Source organism: Pseudoxanthomonas kaohsiungensis (genome assembly GCF_010211765.1).
In the GTDB taxonomy this organism is placed as follows: domain Bacteria; phylum Pseudomonadota; class Gammaproteobacteria; order Xanthomonadales; family Xanthomonadaceae; genus Pseudoxanthomonas; species Pseudoxanthomonas kaohsiungensis.
The window spans coordinates 67,162-90,776 of record NZ_PDWO01000015.1 but is presented as its reverse complement, the minus strand read 5'-3'; the positions used below and the strand labels follow the sequence as shown (position 1 = coordinate 90,776).

At 72.4% G+C, this 23,615-nt stretch carries 24 protein-coding genes; 15 read left to right on the top strand and 9 right to left on the bottom strand.

Annotated features, from left to right (window positions below; genetic code table 11):
• Positions 1 to 38 precede the first annotated feature (38 nt).
• Positions 39 to 581 carry a hypothetical protein gene (locus tag CSC66_RS14450; RefSeq protein ID WP_162378111.1) on the top strand — a complete coding sequence of 181 codons (543 nt, stop codon included), beginning with the start codon at positions 39 to 41 and terminating at the stop codon, positions 579 to 581.
• On the opposite strand, the gene CSC66_RS14445 is transcribed toward CSC66_RS14450, so the two are convergent.
• Positions 578 to 1,051 carry a YehS family protein gene (locus CSC66_RS14445; RefSeq protein ID WP_162378110.1) on the bottom strand — a complete coding sequence of 158 codons (474 nt, stop codon included), beginning with the start codon at positions 1,049 to 1,051 and terminating at the stop codon, positions 578 to 580. The two genes, CSC66_RS14450 and CSC66_RS14445, sit on opposite strands and share 4 nt — an antisense overlap.
• Positions 1,052 to 1,149: 98 nt before the next feature.
• Positions 1,150 to 1,440: a hypothetical protein gene (locus CSC66_RS14440; RefSeq protein WP_162378109.1), complete on the bottom strand. Its 291-nt coding sequence runs from the start codon at positions 1,438 to 1,440 to the stop codon at positions 1,150 to 1,152.
• Between the two features lie 173 nt (positions 1,441 to 1,613).
• On the opposite strand from CSC66_RS14440, the gene CSC66_RS14435 reads away from it, so the two are divergent.
• The 8 genes from CSC66_RS14435 to CSC66_RS14400 all read left to right on the top strand — a co-directional run bounded on the left by CSC66_RS14435 (position 1,614) and on the right by CSC66_RS14400 (position 10,077).
• Complete coding sequence (locus tag CSC66_RS14435) at positions 1,614 to 2,105, top strand: hypothetical protein (RefSeq protein ID WP_162378108.1); 492 nt, start codon at positions 1,614 to 1,616, stop codon at positions 2,103 to 2,105.
• Between the two features lie 214 nt (positions 2,106 to 2,319).
• The gene (locus CSC66_RS14430) at positions 2,320 to 3,564 is read left to right on the top strand and encodes an MFS transporter (RefSeq protein ID WP_162378107.1); all 1,245 of its coding nucleotides are present in this window, start codon (positions 2,320 to 2,322) and stop codon (positions 3,562 to 3,564) included.
• Positions 3,565 to 3,673: 109 nt separating this feature from the next.
• Positions 3,674 to 4,105 carry a hypothetical protein gene (locus tag CSC66_RS14425; protein ID WP_162378106.1) on the top strand — a complete coding sequence of 144 codons (432 nt, stop codon included), beginning with the start codon at positions 3,674 to 3,676 and terminating at the stop codon, positions 4,103 to 4,105.
• Positions 4,106 to 4,232: 127 nt separating this feature from the next.
• Positions 4,233 to 5,237, top strand: a complete 1,005-nt coding sequence (locus CSC66_RS14420) for a Kelch repeat-containing protein (RefSeq protein WP_379655897.1) — start codon at positions 4,233 to 4,235, stop codon at positions 5,235 to 5,237.
• Positions 5,238 to 5,526: 289 nt separating this feature from the next.
• Positions 5,527 to 6,591 (top strand): class I SAM-dependent methyltransferase, encoded by a 1,065-nt coding sequence (locus CSC66_RS14415; protein WP_162378104.1) that lies wholly within the window; start codon positions 5,527 to 5,529, stop codon positions 6,589 to 6,591.
• 191 nt (positions 6,592 to 6,782) lie between these two features.
• A complete protein-coding gene (locus CSC66_RS17475) occupies positions 6,783 to 7,175 on the top strand; it encodes a hypothetical protein (RefSeq protein ID WP_202935661.1) in 393 nt (130 codons plus the stop codon).
• A gap of 113 nt (positions 7,176 to 7,288) precedes the next feature.
• On the top strand, positions 7,289 to 7,687 hold the full coding sequence (locus tag CSC66_RS14405) for a heavy metal-responsive transcriptional regulator (protein WP_162378103.1): 399 nt from the start codon (positions 7,289 to 7,291) through the stop codon (positions 7,685 to 7,687).
• A complete protein-coding gene (locus tag CSC66_RS14400; RefSeq protein ID WP_379655896.1) occupies positions 7,684 to 10,077 on the top strand; it encodes a heavy metal translocating P-type ATPase in 2,394 nt (797 codons plus the stop codon). The genes CSC66_RS14405 and CSC66_RS14400 overlap by 4 nt, the downstream gene beginning before the upstream one ends.
• Before the next feature lie 12 nt (positions 10,078 to 10,089).
• On the opposite strand, the gene CSC66_RS14395 is transcribed toward CSC66_RS14400, so the two are convergent.
• Both CSC66_RS14395 and aga27 read right to left on the bottom strand, forming a co-directional pair.
• Entirely contained in the window at positions 10,090 to 11,823 is a 1,734-nt protein-coding gene (locus CSC66_RS14395; RefSeq protein ID WP_162378102.1) for a phage tail sheath family protein, read from the bottom strand.
• 102 nt (positions 11,824 to 11,925) lie between these two features.
• Complete coding sequence (gene aga27 / locus CSC66_RS14390; RefSeq protein ID WP_202935660.1) at positions 11,926 to 13,038, bottom strand: alpha-galactosidase Aga27; 1,113 nt, start codon at positions 13,036 to 13,038, stop codon at positions 11,926 to 11,928.
• 353 nt (positions 13,039 to 13,391) lie between these two features.
• Between aga27 and cax the strand changes: the two genes are divergently transcribed.
• Together cax and CSC66_RS14380 are read left to right on the top strand one after the other, a co-directional pair.
• A complete protein-coding gene (gene cax, locus CSC66_RS14385) occupies positions 13,392 to 14,462 on the top strand; it encodes a calcium/proton exchanger (RefSeq protein WP_162378100.1) in 1,071 nt (356 codons plus the stop codon).
• Between the two features lie 4 nt (positions 14,463 to 14,466).
• Positions 14,467 to 15,141, top strand: coding sequence for a potassium channel family protein (locus tag CSC66_RS14380; protein WP_162378099.1), 675 nt, complete (start codon positions 14,467 to 14,469; stop codon positions 15,139 to 15,141).
• Positions 15,142 to 15,166: 25 nt separating this feature from the next.
• Here the strand turns inward: CSC66_RS14380 and CSC66_RS14375 are convergent, their stop codons facing one another.
• On the bottom strand, positions 15,167 to 16,474 hold the full coding sequence (locus CSC66_RS14375) for an APC family permease (RefSeq protein ID WP_162378098.1): 1,308 nt from the start codon (positions 16,472 to 16,474) through the stop codon (positions 15,167 to 15,169).
• A gap of 55 nt (positions 16,475 to 16,529) precedes the next feature.
• Positions 16,530 to 17,432: an SMP-30/gluconolactonase/LRE family protein gene (locus CSC66_RS14370; RefSeq protein ID WP_162378097.1), complete on the bottom strand. Its 903-nt coding sequence runs from the start codon at positions 17,430 to 17,432 to the stop codon at positions 16,530 to 16,532.
• A gap of 77 nt (positions 17,433 to 17,509) precedes the next feature.
• On the opposite strand from CSC66_RS14370, the gene CSC66_RS14365 reads away from it, so the two are divergent.
• Positions 17,510 to 18,769: an FAD-dependent oxidoreductase gene (locus tag CSC66_RS14365; protein ID WP_162378096.1), complete on the top strand. Its 1,260-nt coding sequence runs from the start codon at positions 17,510 to 17,512 to the stop codon at positions 18,767 to 18,769.
• A gap of 21 nt (positions 18,770 to 18,790) precedes the next feature.
• Complete coding sequence (locus CSC66_RS14360) at positions 18,791 to 19,216, top strand: YqaA family protein (RefSeq protein WP_162378125.1); 426 nt, start codon at positions 18,791 to 18,793, stop codon at positions 19,214 to 19,216.
• An 18-nt stretch (positions 19,217 to 19,234) separates the two neighbouring features.
• Here CSC66_RS14360 and chrA read toward each other — a convergent pair whose 3' ends face one another.
• Complete coding sequence (gene chrA / locus CSC66_RS14355; protein WP_162378095.1) at positions 19,235 to 20,446, bottom strand: chromate efflux transporter; 1,212 nt, start codon at positions 20,444 to 20,446, stop codon at positions 19,235 to 19,237.
• A 138-nt stretch (positions 20,447 to 20,584) separates the two neighbouring features.
• Entirely contained in the window at positions 20,585 to 20,962 is a 378-nt protein-coding gene (locus tag CSC66_RS14350; RefSeq protein ID WP_162378094.1) for an SHOCT domain-containing protein, read from the bottom strand.
• A 202-nt stretch (positions 20,963 to 21,164) separates the two neighbouring features.
• Here CSC66_RS14350 and CSC66_RS14345 point away from each other — a divergent pair, with 202 nt between their 5' ends.
• Positions 21,165 to 22,010, top strand: coding sequence for a polysaccharide deacetylase family protein (locus CSC66_RS14345; RefSeq protein WP_274381872.1), 846 nt, complete (start codon positions 21,165 to 21,167; stop codon positions 22,008 to 22,010).
• A gap of 14 nt (positions 22,011 to 22,024) precedes the next feature.
• Here CSC66_RS14345 and CSC66_RS14340 read toward each other — a convergent pair whose 3' ends face one another.
• Positions 22,025 to 22,366 (bottom strand): VOC family protein, encoded by a 342-nt coding sequence (locus tag CSC66_RS14340; RefSeq protein WP_162378093.1) that lies wholly within the window; start codon positions 22,364 to 22,366, stop codon positions 22,025 to 22,027.
• A 443-nt stretch (positions 22,367 to 22,809) separates the two neighbouring features.
• Between CSC66_RS14340 and CSC66_RS14335 the strand changes: the two genes are divergently transcribed.
• Positions 22,810 to 23,586, top strand: coding sequence for an OmpA family protein (locus CSC66_RS14335; RefSeq protein WP_162378092.1), 777 nt, complete (start codon positions 22,810 to 22,812; stop codon positions 23,584 to 23,586).
• Positions 23,587 to 23,615: the final 29 nt, after the last annotated feature.

Sequence of the window (23,615 nt, the reverse complement as noted above, 5' to 3'; positions counted from 1 at the left end):
GGATATCCTCGCTGCCGGGCCGCCCCGGAGCCACCGCCATGCCTGCCATCGAAATGCGGATCGACTCGCTGCCCCAGTTGTTCGACTCGCTGGATCCGGCGCCCTTCCACGACCGCGCCCTGGACCGCGAAGCCGAAGCCTGGCTGCGCGAATCGGTGGACGAGGTGCCTTCCAGGGAGCCGCTGGAGCTGGTGGTGCGGGGGCCGGAGGGGCTGCGCGGCAGCCTGCCGGAGATCGAGGCGGTGGTGCACGCGCATTTCCGCCGCGCGCTCGAGCACGAGGAGTGGAAGCTGCGGCGGCGGATGCGGATCGGTCGCCTGGCCCTGCTGATCGGCCTGGCGGTGCTGGCGGTGACGCTGCTCGCCAGGCACCTGCTGCACAGCGTGCATACGCCCGGTGCCGACGTGCTCGGCGAAGGGCTGCTGATCGTGGGCTGGGTGGGCCTGTGGCGTCCGGCCGAGATGCTGCTGTTCGAACGCCTGGAGAATTCGGCGGACCGCGCGGTGTTGCGGCGGCTGTCGCGGAGCCCGGTGCGGTTCCGGGCGCAGGTCGACGCGCCGGCGATGACCGCAGGCCGCTAGCCGCCGGTGCGGTAACGCAGGGTCAGGCCCTTGAGGAAGTTGCGCAGGATCTGGTCGCCGCAGGGACGGTAGTGCTTGTGGCCGGGCTGCCGGAACAGCGCGGTCATTTCCGGCTTGCCCAGCGGGAACCCGGCCTGGGCGAAGATCTCGTGCATGTCCACGTCCTTGAGCTGGAAGGCGACGCGCAGCTTCTTCAGCACCAGGTTGTTGGTGATGCGCTTCTCCACCGGGCGCGGCGGCTGGGTGTCGTCGCGGCCGCGGTAGTAGACGATCAGGCCATCGAGGAAGCGCGCCAGCAGCGCGTCGCCGCACGGCGCCGCGCCGGCCTCGTCTTCCTTCTTCAGCAGCGCGGGGATGTCGGCCTTGTCGAGCGGGAACGCCGGGTCGACCAGGTGCACGATCTCCACCACCTTGGCGTCGCCCAGGTCGAGCATGTAGCGGATGCTGCGCAGCACGTCGTTGTTGATCATCGGGGCGGCGCTCGTTCGTTGGCCAAAGCCTCGGGGGCGCGCAGTCTAGCGCGTGGCGGCGCGGGCGTCGCCGCCACCGCCCGCCGCCGCGCGCGGCCTCAGCCGCTGCCGGGCACGTTGCCGAACAGCCACAGCACGACCGCGACCACCGCCGCGCAGCCAAGGATCAGGCCGATCATCAGGCCCATGGCCATGCGCGGCGGCTTGCCGCCGTCGTGTGGAGCGCGGGCCTCCGGCGGCGTGCCGAGGCGGGCGTCGTCTTCCGGTTGCATGGAGCCTCCCAGGATCGGATAGAGGGGCGTGAGTGGGCGCGGCCGGGTCAGCCGCCGGCGGATCAGCACCGTGCGCCGGGAATGGGCGAGGGTGGGGCGGGGCTGCATGCGGTTCATGCGGCGATCTTCCCGGTAGCGGCGTCACGGCGATGTGGATTGCAGGCACGCAGGCGGCGGCGTGCGGTGCGGTCGCCGCGACCGGCGCGCATGCCGCAAGCCAGCCCCCATTCAATCGGGGCTTGCTAGCGTGGCCGCACGTCGCCCGTCCGGCGGCTTCCGGAACCGCCTCCATGCGCCTGATCGCCATCCCTGTCTTCGCCTTGTGCCTGGCCGCCGCTCCGGCCTTCGCCAGCGATGCGGTGGCGCTGGACCTGAAGCTGCCGGAGGCCGCCTCGCCGTATGGCAACGATCCTCCGGGCACCTACTACGGCGATGCGTCCGGCGTACCGGCGCCGGCGGCCAGTTCGCGGAGCGTTCGGCGCACCCTGTGCCCGACCTCGCCCGGCGGCAGCGAGGCCAAGGTCACCGGCAGCGTCTCCACCGGGATGGGTTACTCCTCGCATCTGGGCAGCAGTACCTTCGGCGGTGCCAGCCTGAACTACTGCGACAGCTACACCACCGACAGCGGCGACGAGCGCACGATCAACATGCGCCTGGACATGAACACCTACGACGGGCCGGGCTACCCCGGCCCCGGGTACTACCCGGGCCATCCGATGGGACCGCGCGGCTTCGCGCCCGAGTCCGGGCCCGGTCCGGCGATGCGCGGCGGTCCGCGCTGATCCACCCACTGCGCGATCGACGCGCCGCCCTGTTGCGACCACCGCCAGCGGCTGACGTTCGCCACGTGCCGGCGCCACACCGATACGGCGGGCGCCGTGGCATGGCCGCGCTGCAGGCGGCCAGCCTGGCCGGCGTCGCGCATTGCCGGTTGCCCCCTGTCGAATCCGGCCCGGGTGGTCCGTCGTTCCCGGGTCTACCCCAGGAGATGCCGCCATGCCGCCTTCCACCACCGCCGTCCCGGCCATGGACCGCAACTGGTCGCTGGTCGCCGCCGGCGCGGTGCTCGGCTGCGTCGGCGTCGGCGCGCTGTTCTCGCTGGCGGTGCTGCTGCAGCCGATGGGCAGCGACACCGGCTGGTCGCGCGCGGGACTGTCGGCGGCCATGACCGTGGCCTTCCTCGCCAGCGGCTTCGCCGGATTCGGCTGGGGCGCGCTGGGCGACCGGATCGGCCCGCGACCGGTGGTGCTGGCCGGTTCGGTGCTGCTGGGCCTGGCGCTGGTGCTGGCCAGTCGCGCGACCACGTTGCTGCAGTTCCAGCTGACCTTCGGCCTGCTGCTGGGCGTGGCGGTGGCCAGCTTCTTCGCGCCGGTCATGGCCGCCACCGCGGCCGCGTTCGATCGCCGCCGCAACCTGGCCATCGCGCTGGTCTCGGCCGGCGTGGGCGTGGCGCCGATGACGATGTCGCCGCTGGTGGCCTGGCTGCTGACCCAGGTCGGCTGGCGCGAGACCCTGCTGGTACTGGGCCTGCTGTGCTGGGCGCTCACCCTGCCGGCGGCCTGGTTCGTGCGTGCCGCGCCGGTGGGCGACGCGCATGCGACCGGCGGCGTGGCCGCTCCGGGCATGACGATGGCGCAGGCGCTGCGCTCGAAGCCGTTCATCGTGCTGGCACTGGCGTTCTTCGCCTGCTGCGCGGCGCACTCCGGGCCGATCTTCCACACGGTCAGCTACGCGGTCGGCTGCGGCCTGTCGGTGACCGCGGCGGTGACCATCTACAGCATGGAAGGCGCCGCGGGCCTCGGCGGGCGCCTGCTGTTCGGCCTGCTGGGTGACCGTTATGGCGCCAAGCCGGTGCTGGTCGCGGGCCTGGCGATCCAGGCGCTGGCGGCCGTGGCATACCTGGCGGTCGAACGGCTCGGCGGGTTCTACGCGGTGGCGTTCGTGTTCGGCCTCGCCTACGGCGGCACCATGCCGCTCTACGCATCGCTGGCGCGCGAGGCGTTCCCGCCGCGCATCCTCGGCGGCGTCATCGGCGCGATGACGATGCTCTCGGGGCTGGGGATGGCGCTGGGCCCGCTGCTCGGCGGCTGGCTGTTCGACCGCTACGGCAGCTATGCATGGATGTACGTCGGCTCGCTGATGCTCGGCCTGGCAGCAGCGGCGGTCGTCACCCGGTTTCCGCGTTCGCCTTCGCGCAAGCACGAAGCGGAGCCAGGCGGGGCCGGCGTGCCGGTCGCCTGAACCTGCGTCGCGGAGGCCTGCGTCCGCCATGCGGCTGCTGGCCAGCCAGTGACGCAGCGCTGTGCCGGGGGATACCCTGCGCTCCCCAACGACAGCCAAGGTCCACGCCATGACCCATCGCTTAGCCCTGCTCGCCGCGCTGCTGTTCGCCGCTTCGGCCGCGCCCGCCGCCAGCCTCGACGGCGCCTGGCAGTTGCAGGCCGGCGAATTCGTCGATGGCGCGGGCCAGCGCGTGGACTACACCGAGGCCAGGCTGCAGGGCATCAAGGTGCTGGACGGTGGCACGTTCGCCTTCACCACCACCCGCGACGGCAAATTCTGGGCCGGCGGCGCCGGCGGCTACGAGGCCGTCGATGGCCGGTACACCGAAACGCCGCGGATGGCGTCCTTCGCGCTCGAAGGCGATGGGCAGTACCGGTTCGACTACCGCCTCGAAGGCGACACCTGGACGCTGGAGCGTCGCGACGCGCAGGGCAGGGTGGTGGAGCGCGAGGTGTGGCGGCGGATGCCCGCAGCGGCCGCGAACGCGCACGCGCATTGACGCGGCCGCCCGGCGCAGGCGCGGTGCGCGGGATTGCGCTAGGGTCGGCGGGCGTCGCCGCGACGCCCCTGCCGCTGCTCCGGAAAGCCTGATGCCCTCGACCGACCTGCTTCGACACGCGCGCCTGCTGCACCGGCTGGTGCGCGCCGTCCTCTGCGCCGGCCTGCTGCTGGGTCCCGCGCTCGCGGTGGCCGGCGAGGCGATGCCCGGCTGGTCGGTGCCGGTCGCGCAGGGCAAGCCGGCCGCCCGCCACGAGAACGGCTTCGTCGCGGTCGACGGGCGTCTCTACCTGCTGGGCGGGCGCGATGCGCGACCGCTCGACATCTTCGATCCGGCCACCGGTGCCTGGACGCGGGGCGCGCCACCGCCGCTCGAGATCCACCACATGCAGGCGGTCGAACACGACGGCCGGCTATGGGTGCTGGGTGCGTTCACCGGCGGCTTTCCCGAAGAGCAGCCGCTGACCCACGTGCTGGTCTACGACCCCGCCAGCGACCGCTGGAGCGAAGGCGCGGAAGTGCCGGCGCACCGCCGCCGCGGCGCCGCCGGCGTGGTCGTGCACGATGGGCTGGTCTACCTGGTCGGCGGGAACACGCGCGGGCACATGGCCGGCTTCGTGCCGTGGCTCGACGTGTTCGATCCGGCGACCGGACAGTGGCGCGCGCTGGCCGACGCGCCGCACGCGCGCGACCATTTCCATGCCGTGGTGATCGACGGACGGATCTACGCGGCTGGCGGTCGCCGCACCTCGCACGATACCGGCGAGACGATGTCGCTCACCATTCCCGGAGTGGACGTCTACGACATCGCCAGCGGTCGCTGGAGCATGCTGCCCGCGCCGCTGCCCACGCAGCGCGCCGGCGCCCCGGCGGTGGCGATGGACGGCAGGCTGGTGGTGCTGGGCGGCGAGAGCCCGGCGCAGGTGCCCGGCCACGGCGAGGTCGAAGCCTACGATCCGGCCACGCAGCGCTGGAGCACGCTGCCGCCGCTGCCGAAAGGCCGGCACGGCACCCAGGCGACGATGCTCGACGGTGTCCTGCATGTCGCGGCCGGCAGCGGCGATCGCGGCGGTGGTCCGGAGCTGGACGACCACCTCACCTTCGGCGCGAAACGGTCGTCGCGGAACGATTGAGGACGCCGCCGGGCGCCATCCGGTAGCGACGGGCGTCGTCGCAGCTCGCTCCCTCTGCGATGGGCAGCATGCAGCCCACGGAAGGGCTGGGGTCGGCAACGCCGACGTCCTGTCGATGCACGTTGGTCCGTCGCCGACGGATGCATGGCGGTGGCATTGCCGCCGCCTGTCCGGTTCAGGTATCCGCGCTGTGCGCCAACGGTCCGCGTCCGTTGCCTGCCCGGCATCGCGTTGCAATCGATGGCAAGGCATTCCGCCCGGGGGGAGGCCAGACCGCAGGAGCAGCGTGATGAACGAGCAACAAGCCACCCTCGACCAGGAGCGCCTGGGCCAGTTCCTCGGCATGGCGGTCGGCGACCTCGGCGCCGCGATCAGCGCCACGCTGGTGCTGGCCGGCGACCGCCTCGGGCTGTACAAGGCGCTGGCCGACGATCCGGCGACACCGGCCGAGCTGGCGCAACGCACCGGCACCCACGAACGCTACGTGCGCGAATGGCTCGGCAACCAGGCCGCCGGCGGCTACGTCCAGTACGACGCGGCCAGCGGTCGTTACAGCCTCGACCAGGTGCAGGCGCTGTGCCTGGCCGGACCCGGCGGACCGGTGGACCTGCCCGGTGCGTACTACCTGATCGAGGCGACGTTCCACGCGCTCGACCGCACCATCGACAACTTCCGCAGCGGACGCGGCATGGAATGGGGCGAGCACCACGCCTGCCTGTTCCACGGCACCGAGCGCTTTTTCCGCGCCGGCTACAACGCGCACCTGCTCGGCGAATGGCTGCCGGCGCTGGATGGCGTGGTCGCCAGGCTGCAGCAGGGCGCCAAGGTCGCCGATGTCGGTTGTGGGCATGGCGCCAGCACCGTGCTGATGGCGCAGGCCTATCCGGCCTCGGAGTTCACCGGTTACGACTACCACGCCGATTCGATCCGCGTCGCCACCGAACGCGCGGCGGCAGCCGGGGTGGAGAACGTGCGCTTCGAAGTCGCCGATGCCACCGGTTATGGGGGCAAGGGATTCGACCTGATCGCCTTCTTCGACTGCCTGCACGACATGGGCGACCCAGTCGGCGCCGCGCGCCACGCGCGCCAGGCGATCGCCGACGACGGCACCTGCCTGCTGGTCGAGCCGTTCGCCGGCGACCGGGTCGAGGACAACCTCAATCCGGTCGGCCGCGTCTACTACGGCGCCTCGTCGCAGATATGCGTGCCGGTGTCGCTGGCGCGCAACGGGCCGGCGCTCGGCGCGCAGGCCGGCGAGGCGCGCCTGCGCGAGGTGATGGCCGAAGCCGGCTTCAGCCGGTTCCGTCGCGCCACGCAGACGCCGTTCAACCTGGTGCTGGAGGCGCGGCCGTAGCGGGCCTCCGCGCTGGCCGCACCGATCCGCGGAGGGTGCGCGGCCCGGTCGGGAGGCACCATCCGGCATCGATCCATCGCTGCCGATTGGCGAGTGGCGCACGCGCCGCCGAAGCGGGATGGCGCGCCTCGTCACCGGACCTGCACGCGGCCGGTCTAGCCTGTGCACACCATCCATCGCGGAGCTGCGCCATGAAGCCTTCCTCGCTGCTGCTGCTCGCCTGCCTGTCGGCTGCGGTGCTTGCGGCCTGCAACAAGCGCGACGATGCGGACATCCCGGCCGCCACGCCGTCGGCCGATGCCGCGGCCGCGGCCACTGCCACCGAGCCCGTGCCGGCGCCGGCCGGCTCCGCCACCGCGGCCGGTGACCAGTACCCCGCCGCGCGCGACGCATGCCTGGCTGAAGTGGCGCGCCAGGCCGGCGTGGCGAAGGAGCAGCTCGGCGTCACCGAGGTGCTGTGGGCCGAGGCCGGCGTCGGCGTGACCATCCAGGTGCCGGGTGCACAGGCGCCCTGGTCGTGCCTGTCGGACGAGAACGGCAACGTGCAGGGCGCGGCCTACACCGGCTCGGAAGGAAGGCTGTAGCGCAGGCGGCCGCACGCTGGCCACCGCCGGTGGGTTGGCGGCGCCGGGTGGGCCTTGACCCTGGACCGGGGTCAAGGGTTCAAGCTATGCCCATCCCCGCACGATGCCTCCCCATGAAGATCGGCGAACTGGCCCGCAAGGCGGGCGTGAACATCGACACCGTCCGCTACTACGAGCGCCAGGGCCTGCTGCCACCGGCGCCGCGCCTGGCCTCGGGCTACCGCGTGTACGCCGGCGCCGACCTGAGCCGCCTGCGCTTCGTGCGCCGGGCCAAGGCACTGGGCTTCACCCTGGAGGACATCGGCGAGCTGCTGTCGCTGTCGAGCCGGTGCGACAACGACATGGCCGGCATGAAATCCACCGCCGCCGCGCGGCTGGCCGACGTCGACCGGCGCATCGCCGAACTGGAGCGCATCCGGACTGCGTTGCAGTCCCTGGTCGAGGCCTGCCCCGGGCATGGCAGCGTGGAGGGCTGTCCGATCCTGAAGACGCTGGCCGGAGACCCCGCATGAGCCACGGTCACGACCAGCATCCGCTGCATTCCCACGGCCAGCACGGCCCCACCAGGCCGGGCGCCTGCTGCGACGGCGGCCATGGCGCCGGCCAGGCGGCGATGGAGCGTGATCCGGTATGCGGCATGGCCGTCGACCCGGCCAATGCCAAGGGTGGATCGGCGACGCACGGGGGCCACGCCTACCACTTCTGCTCCAGCGGCTGCCGGGCGAAGTTCGAAGCCGATCCGGAACGCTACCTGCAGCCGGAGACCACGTCCGCCGCGGCACCGGCGCCCGAGGGCGCGATCTACACCTGCCCGATGCACCCGCAGATCCGCCAGGCCGGGCCCGGCACCTGTCCGCTGTGCGGCATGGCGCTGGAGCCGGAGATGCCAGGCCTGGAGGACGAGGACAACCCAGAGCTGCGCGACTTCAGCCGACGCTTCTTCTGGACCCTGCCGCTGAGCCTGGCCGTGTTCGTGCTGGCGATGTTCGGCCACCGCTTCCACGGCCTGGCCGCGCCGACGCGCACCTGGCTGGAGTTCGCGCTGGCCACGCCGGTGGTGCTGTGGGCGGCGTGGCCGTTCTTCCAGCGCTGCGTGCAGTCGATCCGCCATCGCAGCCCGAACATGTGGACGCTGATCGGCATCGGCGTGGCGTCGGCCTACGTGTACAGCGTGGTGGCCACGGTGGTGCCGGGCGTGTTCCCGGCCTCGTTCCGGGAGCATGGCCGGGTCAACGTGTACTTCGAGGCGGCGGCGGTGATCGTGTCGCTGACCCTGCTCGGCCAGCTGCTGGAACTGAAGGCGCGCTCGCGCACCTCCGCGGCGATCCGTGCGTTGCTGGGCCTGGCGCCGAAGACCGCACGGCGCATCGCCGGCGACGGCAGCGAAGCCGACATCCCGCTCGACCAGGTGCAGGTGGGCGACCGCCTGCGCGTGCGCCCGGGCGAGAAGGTGCCGGTCGACGGCACGGTGCTGGAGGGCCATTCCAGCGTCGACGAGTCGATGCTCACCGGCGAGCCCGTCCCGGTGGACAAGGCGGCCGGCGCGCGCCTGATCGGTGCCACGCTCAACGGCACCGGCAGCCTGGTGATGCGCGCCGAGCAGGTCGGTTCGGCCACGGTGCTGGCGCAGATCGTGCAACTGGTCGCGCAGGCGCAGCGCTCGAAGGCGCCGATGCAGCGCATGGCCGACCGCGTGTCGTACGGGTTCGTGCTGGTGGTGCTGGCGATCGCGCTGCTGACCTTCCTGGCCTGGGGCTTCTTCGGCCCGTCGCCCTCGTGGGTCTACGCCATCGTCAATGCGGTCTCGGTGCTGATCATCGCCTGTCCCTGCGCGCTGGGCCTGGCCACGCCGATGTCGATCATGGTCGCCACCGGCCGCGCCGCGCAGGAAGGCGTGCTGTTCAAGGACGCGGCGGCGATCGAGCAGCTGGCGAGGATCGACACGCTGGTGGTCGACAAGACCGGCACGCTGACCGAAGGCCGCCCGGCATTCCGCGCGCTGCTGGCCGCTGGCGACGCTGGCGAGGACGCGCTGCTGGCCGGGGCGGCGGCGCTGGAGCAGGGCAGCGAGCATCCGCTGGCCGCGGCGATCCTGGCCGAAGCCGCGCGCCGCACGCTGGCGTTCGCGCCGGCCACCGGCTTCGAATCGGTGACCGGGCAGGGCGTGCGCGGGCACGTGGACGGGCACGCGCTGGCGCTGGGCAACGAAGCGCTGATGGCCGAGGCGGGCGTCGACCTGGCGCTGGTGCGCGACGCGGCCGATGCGCTGCGCGGCGAGGGTGCGACCGTCATGTACCTGGCGCGGGACGGCCGCCTGGCGGGCGCGATCGCCCTGGCCGATCCGGTCAAGGCCACCACCGCCGCTGCGCTCGCGGCCCTGCGCGGCGAAGGCCTGCGCATCGTCATGGCCACCGGCGATGCGGAAGCGACCGCGCGCTCGGTCGGCCGCACGCTGGGCATCGAGGAAGTGCACGGCGGGGTGAAGCCGGCCGACAAGGTGGCGCTGGTGCAGCGCCTGCGCGCGGAAGGGCGCAAGGTGGCCATGGTCGGCGACGGCATCAACGACGCGCCGGCGCTGGCCGCCGCGGACATCGGCATCGCCATGGGCACCGGCACCGACGTAGCCATGTCCAGCGCACAGGTCACGCTGGTCAAGGGCGACCTGCGCCGGATCGTGGCGGCGCGCGCGATCTCCGCGCAGACCCTGGCCAACATGAAGCAGAACCTGGGCTTCGCCTTCCTCTACAACGCGCTGGGGGTGCCGGTCGCCGCGGGCGTGCTGTATCCGCTGACCGGTTTGCTGCTCAGCCCGATGATCGCCGCGCTGGCGATGAGCCTGAGCTCGGTGTCGGTGGTGGCCAACGCGCTGCGCCTGGCGCGCGCGCGGACGGACGTGGCGTAGGCGGCAAGGCCTTCATGCAGCCGCGGTCGCCTGGCCGACCCGGAAGACGAGGAACTCGGCGGGCTTGATCGGCGCCACCCCGACCAGGCAGACGACCCGCCCGGCGTCGAGGTCGGCCTGGCTCATCGTGCTGCGGTCGCAGCGGACGAAGAAGGCCTGTTCCGGCGTTGTCCCCTGCAACGCGCCCGTGCGCCATTCGGCGAGGAGGAAATCGCCGATCCGCTGGCGCAGGCCGGCCCACAACCGTTCGTCGTTCGGCTCGAACACCGCCCACTGCGTGCCCCGCTCGATGGAGGATTGCAGGTAGTCGAGATGGCGCCTGACCGGCACGTACTTCCATTGCGGGTCCGATGACAGCGTGCGCGCGCCCCAGACCCGGTGGCCGCGTCCTTCGAACCAGCGCAGGCAGTTCACCCCCTCCGCGTTGAGTACGTCCTGCCGGGCCCGGTTGATCGCGCGCTCGAAGCCGACGGCCGTCCGCACGACCTCGTTGGCGGGCGCCTTGTGCACGCCGCGCTCGACATCGGTGCGGGCGTAGATGCCGCAGAGGAAGCCGGAGGGTGGTAGCAGCAAGGTCTCCGGAGGGCCATCGCCCGGGTCGGCGCTGGGCCGGGCGATGGCCACCCACGGGTAGTACAGGGCCGCATGCGCGGTATCGAGGCTGCGTCGCAGCGCCCGGACCTGGGCGATGTCCAGTCCCTGCGGCGGGTCCAGCACGGCGAAGCGCCGGTTGCGCGAACCGTCGACATGGGCGACCAGGGCCTGCATGGCAACGTCGGCACCGGGTGCCGCCACCGTGGAAACCTCCTGCAGCGTTCCGGCCAGGCGCAGTGCGTGTCCGTATTCGCCGGCCGTGGGTGCGGGACCGTCGCTGCCGCCGGACAGCGGCCACTGGCAACGCGTCGTCCCTTGCGCCCCGGCAGCGGCGTTGCCGAGCAGCATCGAGCGCAGGCTGGCCGCATCGACCCGTTCGCCCACCTGCAGGAGCAGCGGATGCCAGAGGCGCCGCGCGTTGTGGGAAGACAGCACCTCGCCGGCCCAGCGCGGATGGCGACGGTCGTAGCCGAGTGCGTGCCATGCCGTTTCGCTTCCATCCGCATCGACGAAGGCGATATCCAGCGCCAGCAACCGGGGCTGCCGGGACAGCAGTGCGCCGGCGTCGTGCACGACCGCATCCGGATCCGTGCAACCGACCCACCCGTCGCCGGTTTTGAGGAAGTCCGCGCTCGTGCCGTCGCCGCCCGTGCGCAGCCAGCTGCCCGCGGGAGCCGACGCCAGCATCGCCGCAGTGGCCGGGGTCGCGGTTTCGGTGACGGTGACCGTGCCGTTGCCCGCCTCGCCCGGGAAGGCGGCATGGATGGCCAGTGCCCCTGCCGCGTCGCCGGCGGCCAACACCGCCGATGCGGCCGTCGCGCCGTCGTCGCCGGGCGCCTGCGATACGGTCGCCACGCGCGCGACATGCAGGCGCGAACCGCCTTCCTGGAAATAGGTGCGCGCCGCGTGGGCCAGGTAGTTGATTGCCTTAGCGCCGTGGAAGCGGAGCGCGGCAGGACGGCCGTAGATGCGCTCGAAATCGGCAAGACTGGTCAGCAGCGGGAAGTCGTCGGATGCTTCCCCGGCGCCGGCGACGGGACCGCTCCGGGCGGGACCCACGAACAGGGCGGTCGTCGTGCCGACGCCTTCGATCGGGCGCGCCCTGAACGCGGTCTCTTCGACGTAGGCACCGGGAGCGGTGAAGTCGGGCATGGGGGCGTGCCGGCGGGTTGCGAGGTCAGTGGTATACACGACGGCTGGTAGCGATGCCGGCCGCCCTGCAGCCGGGGGGCGCGTCGATCGATGGACCGCGCGCTAGCGGGGCGACAGCCGCAGGACGACCACGCCGTGCGCGGGGATCGACGTGGCCAGCGCAGTCGCGGTGCTGCCGGTGCCGCCGCTCCAGATGTCGCGCCAGGCGAAACGCTCGCGGCCGAAATCGATGCTGCGCCCGCTGAGGTCGTCCTTCATCCCGTGGAAGCTCCAGTCCAGCCGGTGGTTGCGGGCGAGGTCGCCGCGGTTGAGCAGCAGCACCGCGTACTCGCCGCGTTCCAGCGGCTTGACGTAGACCTCGATGTCCCCCTCGTCGAGCCACTTCATCGCCTGGATGCCGAGGGCATCCTGGTGGATCGCGATCATGTCGCGATGGGTGAGGATGCCCCGGGTCGCCTCGCTCATCGTGCGCAGGTCGTTGCCGGCGATCAGCGGCGAGGCGAGCATGGCCCACAGCGAGAAGTGCGCGCGGTCCTCGTCCTCGCTCATGCCGTTGCCGACTTCCAGCATGTCCATGTCGTTCCAGTGGCCGGGGCCGGCGTACTGGCGCAGCCCGGCCTGCTTGTCCAGGATCGGCAGCACGCCCAGCGAGGACCACGAGCCATGGCTGTGCTCGCAATTCCAGCAGGGATGGATGTCGCCGGTGGTGCGCCAGGCATGGCCGACGTCCTTTGCCCATTCCCAGGGCTTGTTGTCGCCCCATTCGCAGATGCTGAAGAGCATCGGCCGTCCGGCCCGGTGGATCGCGTCGCGCATGGTGGCGTACGCCGAGGCCGGGTCGAGGCCTTTCGTGTCGCACCAGTCGTACTTGACGTAATCGATGCCCCAGCGTGCGTAGGTGAGCGCGTCCTGGTACTCGTGGCCGCGGCTGCCGGGCCGGCCGGCGCAGGTGGTGTTGCCGGCATCGGAATAGATGCCCAGTTTCAGGCCCTTGCCATGCACGTAGTCGGCCAGCGCCTTCATCCCCGACGGGAAGGCCCTGGGATCGGCCTGGATGAAGCCGTCCGCGTCGCGCCCGCCGTGCCAGCAGTCGTCGATGTTGATGTACTCGTAGCCGGCCTCCTTCATGCCCGAGGCGACCATCGCATCGGCGATCTGCCGGATCAGCCGCTCGTCGACCTTGCAGCCGAACGTGTTCCAGCTGTTCCAGCCCATCGGCGGGGTTTCGGCGAGCCCGGCGGATTTGCGCGCCGGCGCCTCCCATGGGAAGAGCAATGCGAGGGCAAGCATCGCGGGCCACGCACGCCGGATCCGGTTCACGGCCATCCTTGTCTGCGCCCGCCCGGGACCGGCGGAACTGGCAGGCCAGCATATCGGCGCAGCGAGGCGGGCGACGCGGCCGGACTATGAAGAGTGCGGATACTTCGCCCGTCGTTCCGGAATAGTGGCGCGGCCTACGCGCCGCACCAGCGATGCCGGATGCCCGGCGCGGGTAGGGCCAAGGGCCAATTGCCCGGTCGCGGCCGCCTGCGCGACGGTACCGGCGCCCACCGCGCTGGAAACCGCCGATGAAATGGCTGCTGGTACTCGTGCCGATCGCCATCGCCCTGGAGCATTTCGCCCCGGGCAACGACCTGCTGGTCTTCGCCGTCGCCGCCGGCGGCATCGTGCCGTTGGCCTCGATCATGGCGCAGGCGACCGGTTCGCTGGCCACGCGGCTGGGCCCGGGCCTGGGCGGGCTGCTCAACGCCACCTTCGGCAACGCGGCCGAGCTGATCATCGCCCTGGCCGCGCTGCGCGCCGGACTGCACGACATGGTCAAGGCCTCGCTGGCCGGCACCATCATCGGCAACATCCTGTTCGTGCTCGGCGTGGCGATGGTGCTGGGCGGCACCCGCCATGGCGACCAGTCCTACGATGCGCGCGCCGCGCGCACGCAGGCGACCATGCTCACCCTGGCGGTGACCGCGCTGATCATCCCCGCCGCCTACCTCGCCATCGTGCCGCAGGCGCAGGTGCAGATGACCTCGATGAGCGCGCTGATCGCCGGGATCATGCTGGCCGTGTACGTGGCCAACGTGGCCTTCACCCTGGTGCGCAGCCGCGCCGACGCGGCCGCGGCCGCCGGGCAGCCCGGCCACGGCGACCTGCACCATGGCCCGCACTGGACGCCCGGCAAGGCGATGGCGGTCCTGTGCGCGGTGACGGTCGGCATCATCTGGCTCAGCGAGATCCTGGTCGGCACGGTGGAAGCGGCCAGCGAGGCGATGGGCTTCTCCGACGCGTTCACCGGCGTGTTCGTGCTGGCTGTGATCGGCGGCGCCGCGGAGCAGGCCACCGCGATCGTGGCCGCGCGCCACAACCGCATGGACCTGTCGATGTCGATCACGCTCGGCGCCAGCGTGCAGCTGGCGCTGCTGGTCGCGCCGCTGCTGGTGCTGCTGAGCTTCTTCGTCGGCCCGCACCCGATGGGGCTGGTGTTCGGTCCGGGCCTGGTCCTGACCATCCTGTTCGCGGTGATCATCGCCGGGCAGGTGGCCAGCGACGGGCGCGCCGACTGGCTGCGCGGCGTGCAGCTGCTGGCGGTGTACCTGATCCTGGCGACGGTGTTCTTCTTCGTGCCCGACGCGGCGGGGTGAGCCGGTGCAGCCGAGCCCGCTGCCGCTGCCCGGCCCGCTCACGCGCCATCGCTACGCGATCCTGTTTTCCGCCCTGCTGGCGACGATCGCGGTCGGCCCACTGCTGGAGGCGCTGGACTTCGGCCGCGTGTTCATGGAGGTGCTGCTGACCGCCAGCCTGGTGGCGGCGGTCGCGCCGATCGGCGTGCTGCAGAAGCGGCGCGCGATGTTCGCCATCCTCGGCCTGGCCCTGGCGCTGCGCTGGTACGCCTCGCATTCGGATTCGGCGAGTGGTTCGGCGGTGGCCGCGCTGCTGTGGTGCGGGGTGGCGGTGGTTGCCGCCTACGGCGCCATCCGCTACTCGCTGTCCAGCGTGCGCATCGATGCCGAGCACCTGTGCGCCGCCCTGAGTGCCTACCTGCTGGTGGGCGTGTGCTGGGGCGTGATCTACGTGGCCGTCGTGCGGTTGCAGCCCGATTCGATGCTGTTCGCCGGCGCTCCGCTCGCGCACGGACTGGGCATGGGCGATGCGATCTACTTCAGCTTCGTCACCCTGGCCACGCTGGGCTACGGCGACCTCACCCCGGCCACGCCGGTGATGCGCGGGCTGGCGGTGTTCGAGGCGATCATCGGCCAGCTCTACCTGGCGATCATGGTCGCGCGCCTGGTCGGGCTGCAGACCGCGCTGCAGTCGCGCTAGGCGGCACGCGCCGGCCGATGGCGGATCAGCGCGTCGGTCGTGGGAAGCGGTAGAACACGCTGCCCACCGCCATCGCCAGCGCGACCGCCAGCAGGTGCGCCGCGCTCGCGCTGAGCAGCATCGCCAGCGACAGGACCAGCGCGGCGACCGGTACCAGCGGCCCGCCCGGCAGGCGCCACGAACCCGGCGGGTCGCCCAGGCGCCGGCGCAGCACCAGCACGCTCGCGGCCGTGCTGATGTAGGCCAGCAGGCGGGTGACCATCGACAGCAGCGCCAGCTGCACGAACGAACCGCTCAGCGCCAGCGCCAGGGCCAGCGCGCACTGGAAGGCGATCGCGACCGCCGGCGTGTGCAGCCGCGGATGCACGCGCGCCAGCACACGCGGGCCATAGCCGTCGCTGGCCAGCGTGTGCAGGAAGCGCGGGCCCAGCAGCATGGTCGCGTTGCTGGTGCCGAGGATCGACAGCGCCGCGCCGATCGTCATCAGCCAGGCCAGGGGCTCGCCGCCGAACATCGCGGCCGCGTCGGCGACCGGCGTGGCAGATTCCGCCAGCGCGGACAGCGTGCCTTGTGCCACCAGCTGCACCGCCGCATACAGCGCGGTGACCAGGGCGATCATCGCCACCAGCGCGAACGGCACGTTGCGCCGCGGGTTGCGGTACTCGCCCGCGGCCACCGACAGGTTCTCGAAGCCGGCGTAGGCGAACAGCAGCAGCAGGGCGGCCTGGCCGGTCTGGCGCCAGTCCAGCGCGGCCGGCACCTCACCGCCGAAGGCCAGCTGCCAGTCGACATGGAACACGCCGATGCCGAGGAACAGCAGCAGCGGCACCAGCTTGCCGAACACCAGCGCCATCGACACGTTCGCCGCCCAGCGCACGCCGGCGATGTTGATGCCTGCCAGCAGCAGCAGCGAACCGGCGACCACGGCGATGCGCCCTCCGGTTTCATTGGCCAGCGGCCAGAAGCGCCCGACCGCCGCGGCCAGGCCGTTGGCCAGCGAGGCGGCCGTCGCAATGCGGGTGAGCCAGATCATCCAGCCGACCTGGAACCCGGCGAACGGGCCGAACGCTTCGCGCGCGTACAGCGCGCTGCCGCCCTGCACGTCGAAATAGCTGCCGGCCTTGGCGTAGCACAGCACCAGCAGGCTCACGGTCACGCCGGCGAGCAGCACGCCCCACACGCTCCACGGGCCGAGCAGCGCGAACGCCGCCGCCGGCAGCAGGTAAACGCCGCTGCCGACCACGCTGTTGATCGACAGCCCCAGGATCTGCCAGCGGCCGACGGCGCGCAGCAGGCCCTGCGGCGAGTGTGGACCCGGTGCCGGTGTGCTCATCGCCGCTCCGTCGCAACCCGGGCTCAGGGTAGCCGCTGCCCGCGCCGGCCGCGCATCACTCCGATACCGGCGCCCAGCGGTAGGCGCGCAGGTGGTCGTCGCGCAGCATCGGCACCAGCAGCAGCTGGCGCTCTGGCAGGTAGTGCAGGTCGGCGGTGCCGATCGACAGGGTCAGCAGCGGGTCGACGCTGCCATCCGGGCCGATGCGCAGCAGCCGGCCCGGGGTGAAATCGCTGACGACCCAGCCGCCGCGGCCGTCGGGCTCGATGCCATCGATATGGCCGATCGGCGCGTTGCCGATGCGGCCGACCGCGCCGGTGTCCAGGTCGATCGTGGTGAGGTGGCCCAACTGCTCGCCCTGCGCAGCGGGGACCTGCCAGCTGCCCAGCAGCAGGCGGTCGCCGTCGGCGCGCACGCCGTTGAACTTGCCGGTGCTGTCCGTGTCGACCTTCGCCCAGGGCGCGAAGGCGCCGCCGGACAGGCGGAACACGGTGTCCAGGCGCCCGCTGAAGGCATAGACGTTGCCGCGCGCATCGGCGGTGACGTCGTTGAACTGCGCCGGGCTGCCGTCGTCCGGCGCATGGCGGGCGACGATGCGCGCGCCGTCCAGGTCCATCTCCACCAGCGCGTCGTCGTCGCCCGCATACAAACGGCCGTTCGCCAGCGCCAGTCCCTTCGGGTTCTGCAGGCCGGTGATCCACTTCAGCTCGGTGATGTTGCCGCGCCCGTCGAGCCGGCTGATGAAGCCGTCGCCGGGGATGGCGTCGTCGCCGCGCGTGGCCATGTTGGACACGTAGAAGCGGTCGCGCGCGCGGTCGTAGACCACCGATTCCGGCGCGGAGAAGCCGCCGACGGTCCACAGCAGTTCCGGCGCCGGCTGCGCGGCGGCATGGGCGTGCGCCGCGGGCAGCAGGAACGGCAGCAGTAGCAGGGCGAGGTTTCGAGAGGAGAGGCGCATGCGGTCCGCACCGGTTGCCGGGATCGCCGGCTAGGATAGCGAAAGGGAAGGACGGGCAACGGAGAGCGGGGGCAGCCATGGAATCGCAGCGCATCGCCATCGTCGGCTACGGCAGTGCCGGACAGGCCAGTGCCGTGCTGCTGGAACGCGATGGGCACGAGGTCACCGTGTTCGAGCGGGTCACGAAGCCGGGCCCGGTGGGCGCGGGTTTCCTGCTGCAGCCCAGCGGCCTGCAGGTGCTGTGGCAGATGGGCTTGCTGGAGCCGGTGTTGCGCCACGGCGCACGCGTGGACCGGCTGTTCGGCGACACGCCCTGCGGCCGCGCGGTGATGGACATGCGCTACGCCGGGCTGGACCGGCGCCTGCATGGCGTCGGCCTGCAGCGCGGTGCCCTGTTCTCGATCCTCGATTCGGCCTGGCCCGGCCGCGCGCGCGCGCTGCACGCCGGCCGCGAGATCGTCGCCGTGGACCACGCGCGCGGCCTGCTGCGCGATGCGCAGGGCGAGGTGCACGGGCCGTACGACCTGGTCGTGGTCGCCGATGGCGCGGCCTCGCGCCTGCGCCGGGAGGTGGCCGCCCCGCGCATCGACCGGCCCTATCCGTGGGGCGCGCTGTGGTGCCTGCTCCCGGTGGGCGAGTGGCCGGCGGTGGCCGAACTGCGCCAGCGCTACGTCGCCGCCCGGCGCATGGTCGGGCTGCTGCCGGTGGGCGGCTGCCCGGGCGACCCGACCCGTCGCCTGAGCTTCTTCTGGAGCCTGCGCACCGACGACTTCGAAGCCTGGGAAAGGCGGGGACTGGATGCCTGGCACGGGGAGCTGCGGCAACTGTGGCCGGAAGCGTCGGCCGTGTTCGCCGGCATCACCCACGCCGCGCAGCTGGCACGGGCGCGCTATCGCGACACCATCGCGCGCCACTGGCACCGCGGGCGCGTCGTGCTGGCCGGGGATGCGGCGCATGCGATGAGTCCGCAGCTCGGGCAGGGCGTGAACATGGCGCTGATGGATGCGGCCGCACTGGCGCGATCGCTCCGCGAGGCGCCGTCGCTGGCGAACGCGTTCGACGCCTACCAGCGCTCGCGCCGTTCGCACGTCTGGATCTACCAGTTGTGGAGCCGCTGGCTGACGCCGCTGTTCCAGTCCGAGCGCGACACCGCGGCCCGTTTGCGCGACGTCGCCTTCCTGCCGCTGGGCAGGATGCCCGGTGGCCGCGGCCAGATGCTGCGCGTGCTCACCGGCACCCGTCGCGGCGTGTTCGGGACCCTGGCGCTGGAAGCGGCGTTCGTCGACGCGCTGGCGCCGTCACCGCCGCCGGCCGCCTGCGCCGCGGCGGCCGACTGAGCGCGCATGCCGTTCGATCCGATGATCCATGGCGGACTGTTCCTCGCCGCCTTCCTCGCCGCCACGCTGCTGCCGCTGCAGTCCGAAGCGGCGCTGGTGGCGCTGCTGCTGTCCGGCTATCCGCCATGGCTGCTGGTGCTGGTGGCGAGCGCGGGCAACGTCCTCGGTTCGACCGTGAACTGGTGGCTGGGGCGGGGACTGCTGCGCTTCCAGGACCGGCGCTGGTTCCCGGTGCCGCCCGCGGCGCTGGCGCGCGCGCAGCGCAGCTACCGGCGCTGGGGCCGCTGGTCGCTGCTGCTGAGCTGGATGCCGGTCGTCGGCGATCCGCTGACCCTGGCCGCGGGAATCATGCGCGAGCCGTTGCGCGTGTTCCTGCCGCTGGTGGCGGTGGCCAAGGCGGGCCGCTACCTCGTGCTGGCCTGGGCGACGCTGCAGTACGCCGGCTGACCCGCGTCGGGCGATGGGTCAGCGCAGGCCGGCCAGCATCGCCATGCCGACGCAGGCGGCGACCACCGCCAGCACCGGCAGCCGCCCGCTCGCCAGCAGCCCGAACGTGGCCGCGGCGATGGCGATGTCGAGCGGGCCGTCGATCGCATGCGTCCACACCGGGTCGTACAGCGCCGCGGCCAGCAGGCCCACGACCGCGGCGTTGACCCCGGCGACCGCGCGCCGCGCGCCGGGGTGGGCCGCGATCGCCGACCACGCCGGCAACACCGCCAGCAGCAGGAAGCCGGGCAGGAACACCGCCAGCAGCGCGACCGTCGCGCCGATCCAGGCAGGCGCGTCCAGCTCCACCAGCGCGCCCAGGTAGGCGGACAGGCTGAACATCGGCCCGGGCATCGCCTGGGCGGCGCCGTATCCGGCCAGGAAGGCATCCTGCGCGATCCAGCCCGGCTCGACCACGCTCTGCTGCAGCAGCGGCAGCACCACGTGGCCACCGCCGAAGACCAGCGCGCCGGCACGGTAGAACGCCGCCGCGAGCCCGGCGAGCGTCGGCGCCCCGCCGGGGGGCACCAGCAACGAGGCGACCAGGCCCGCGAGGAACAGGGCCAGGCACACGGCCGCGGTGCGCAGGCCGTAGGGCAGCACGAACGCCGCCGCCGGCGGCGCCTGCGGGGTGCGGCAGGCCCAGCGGCCTGCCAGCGCACCGAACGCGATCGCCACCAGCTGCATCCAGGCCGTGCCGCCGGCCAGGACGAGCGCGGCCGCGACGATGGCGATCGCAGCACGGGGCACGTCGTTGGCCAGCTGGCGCGCCATGCCGACCACGCCATGGGCGACCACGGCCACGGCCACCAGGGCCAGGCCGTGCAAGGCCGCCGCGCTGGCCGGCGCGTCCAGCCGCGGCGACAGCGCGGCCAGCAGTCCCATCAGCAGCGCCGACGGCAGGGTGAAGCCGGCGAACGCCTGCAGCGCGCCGCGCCCGCCATCGCGCTGCAGGCCGATCGCCAGCGCCAGCTGGCTGCTCGCCGGTCCCGGCAGGAACTGGCATACCGCCAGCAGCTGGGCGAAGCGGGATTCGTCCAGCCAGCGCCGGCGCAGGACGAAGGCCCGGCGCAGGTAACCGATATGCGCGATCGGCCCGCCGAACGCCGTCGAACCGAGGGCGAGGAAGGCGCGGAAGACCTCGCCGGCGCGGACGGGCGGGGGCGAAGGCGAGGGGCTGGAAGCTGCCAACGTGTCTGGACCGTGCGGGGGGATGGAAGATTCAACGAGGGCCGGATGTGCGCGTGCGGCGGCACGGCCTGCCCCGGAAACGCGACGGCCCGGCGCCGTGGTGGCGACGCCGGGCCGTGCGCGGTGCGCCGGGCGAGGTCAGCCCAGCGCCTTGGCCTTCAGCCGGGCGAACTCGTCGGCGTTGATCGTGCCGGCGTCCAGCAGCGCCTTCGCGTCCGCGATCTGCTCGGCCGCCGACTTGCCGGCCACGCTGCGGATGTACGCGTCGGTCTCGGCGCGCGCGTCGCGCACCGCCGCCACCTGCCGCTCGGACATGCCGCGGCCGCGGAAGATGATGTACAGCAGCGCGGTCAGGAACGGCAGGAAGACCAGGCCGATGAACCAGATCGCCTTCGAGAAGCCACCCAGCTCCTTGTCGCGGAACAGGTCCACGATGATCTGGAACAGCACGAGCAGGTAAGCGACCAGGACGAAGGTCATCAGGATCAGCCAGACGGTATCCCAGAAATTGCTCATGGCTTCGCACTCCCTTGGCGTGGACAGCAGCGACGGGTGCCCGGTCGCGACCGCCTGTTCCCGGACGGTATGTGTGTGCCGCGGCCCACCCTAGCACCGGGGCCATGACAAGTCATTGGCCCGGGGAGGGCGGCGCGGGACGCGGATGGCCGCGCTCGCGCCATGACGGAGGCGGTACCCTGTGGACCTGCCTGGAGGAGGGATGGCGATGGGGAAAACATGGCGATGGCGTGGCCGGTGCGTGCTGCTGCTGGCGTTGGCGGCGGGCGGGTGGCTGGCGGCGGAGGTGCAGGCGCAGGCATTCGCCTGGCCCGGGGGAAGGAAGGCCGCGGTCAGCCTCTCCTACGACGATGCGCTCGATTCCCAGCTCGACCACGCGATCCCCGCGCTGGACCGGCATGGCCTGAAGGGCAGCTTCTACCTGGTGCCGGCCAATGCGCCGGTGCAGCTGCGGATGGGCGAGTGGCGCGCCGCGGCGCGCAACGGCCACGAGCTCGGCAACCATTCGTTGTTCCATCCCTGTTCGGCGCGCGGCCCGGGCCGCGAGTGGGTCCAGCCGGAGCGCGACCTGGATGCGCTGAGCGTGGCCCAGGTGCGCGAGCAGGTGCTGCTGGCCAACACCTTCCTGCAGGCCATCGATGGCCGCAGCGATGGCCGCACCTTCACCGCCCCGTGCGGCGACCAGCAGGCGAAGGATGGCAACTACATCACCGCGGTCAGCGACCAGTTCCTCGGCATCAAGCTGGTCGGCGGCACGGTGGTGCCGGACATGCTGGCGCTCGATACCCAGGCCGTGCCGGTGCACGTGCCGGTCGACGCCAGTGGCGCGGCGCTGATCGCGCTGGTCGAGGAAGCCGGCCGCCAGGGCACGATGGTCAACTTCACCTTCCATGGCATCGGCGGCGACCACCTGAGCGTGTCGACCCGGGCGCACGAGGAACTGCTCGCCTTCCTCGACCGCCATCGCGACACGTACTGGACCGCGACCTTCCTCGAGCAGATGCGCTGGGTGCGCGCGCAGCAGCAACAGGCGCGGCGCTCGCCCTGACCCGGCGGCGGGATTCAGCCGCGCGGCGGCTCGGCCAGGGTGATGCGGTTGCCTTCCGGGTCCTCGAGCCGGGCGATCGCGCCGAACGGGCCGCGCACGGTCGGCTCGAAGGTTATCCCGGCCGCGGCCAGGCGTTCGCGCTCGGCTTCGATGTCGGCCACCACCACCGTGGCCACGCCGCCGCCGGCGCGGTCGGCCACGCGCATCACCTGGAAGCCGAATCCGTCCAGGTACCACTGCGCCAGGTCGGGAATCGGGCGGTCGTCGGCGGCGCGGCCGAACAGGCGCGCGTACCAGTCCAGCGCGGCGGCCAGGTCCTGGACCGGCGATACGGCGAACAGTCCGACGCAGCGCATGGCGGTGCCCCATGGATGGCGGTGTCGCCATTGAAGCATGCGCGGTGTAGCCGGTCGTTGCTTCGCGGCAGGAAGTGGCGGTGCCGGCAGGCTCGGTTTCTTGTGCGCTGCAGCGGCGATGTGCCTGACATCACCGGGCGCGACCGGCGCATCGCCACCTGGGGCCGCCTCCTGGCGGCCCGCCACACCGTGGGGCCAAAGGCCAATTGAGCGGTTCCGGCCACGGCGAGTAGCGTCTGCCCGGTCCGGCGCGCCGCCGCCACGGACCACGGCATGCGCGGTTGCAGCGGGCTTCCCGACGAGGGGGAACCGGTGCCTCCACCCGGACTGCGATGGCCCGGATCGCGTCCATCGCGGCGCCGCCGGGCATTCCGTCCGCCGCGGGCCCGCCAAGCCGTCCTGCGGATCGAGCCGATCCCTACCACCGTCACGGAGCGCAGCACATGACCCACCGCCATCCCTCCCGCGCCCGGATCGGCGGCGCGCTGCTCGCGACCCTGCTGGTCGCCTTGCCCGCCTTCGCCGCCGATGGCGACAAGACGAAGATCAAGGGCCTGGTCACCGCCGTCCACGGCGACACCATCACCGTCAAGGACGCCAACAACGTCGAGCAGACCGTCACCCTCGATGCCGGCACGAGGTACAAGAAGACCAAGGGCCTGACCGGCGCGATCCACGAGAAGGTCGAACAGGGCGCGCTGATCCCGGGCCTGCCGGTCACGGTCGACGCGGTGGCCGCCGGCGGCGGCTTCACCGCCACCGAGGTGAGCTTCAAGTCCGAGGACTTCAAGGTCGCCCAGCAGGTCCAGGCCGGGCTGGCGCCGACCAGCGCGCGGATGGACGAATTTGGCACCTACGAGGCGCTGGCCACGGTCGACGTGCTGTTCGCCAGCGGCAGCGCCGCGCTGTCGGAACAGGCCCGGTCCGACCTGCTCGCCTTCGCCGCCAAGGCCAAGGAAACCGGCGAGTACCAGGTGGTGCTGCAGGGCTTCACCGACGCCACCGGCAATGCCGAGGCCAACCAGCGGCTGAGCGCCCAGCGCGCCGACGCGGTCGCCGATTTCCTGCGCCAGCAGGCCGGCCTGGCGCCGGGCCGGGTACGCGCGGGCGCCGGGATGGGCATCTCCCCCGATGCCGGCAGCGGCAGCAACGCCGGTGCGCGCAAGGTCGTGGTCAAGCTGGTGGTCGACAAGGGCGTGCAGGCAGGCAAGGCAAAGTAACCGATCGCGGCGATCGCGCCGCGTCGTAC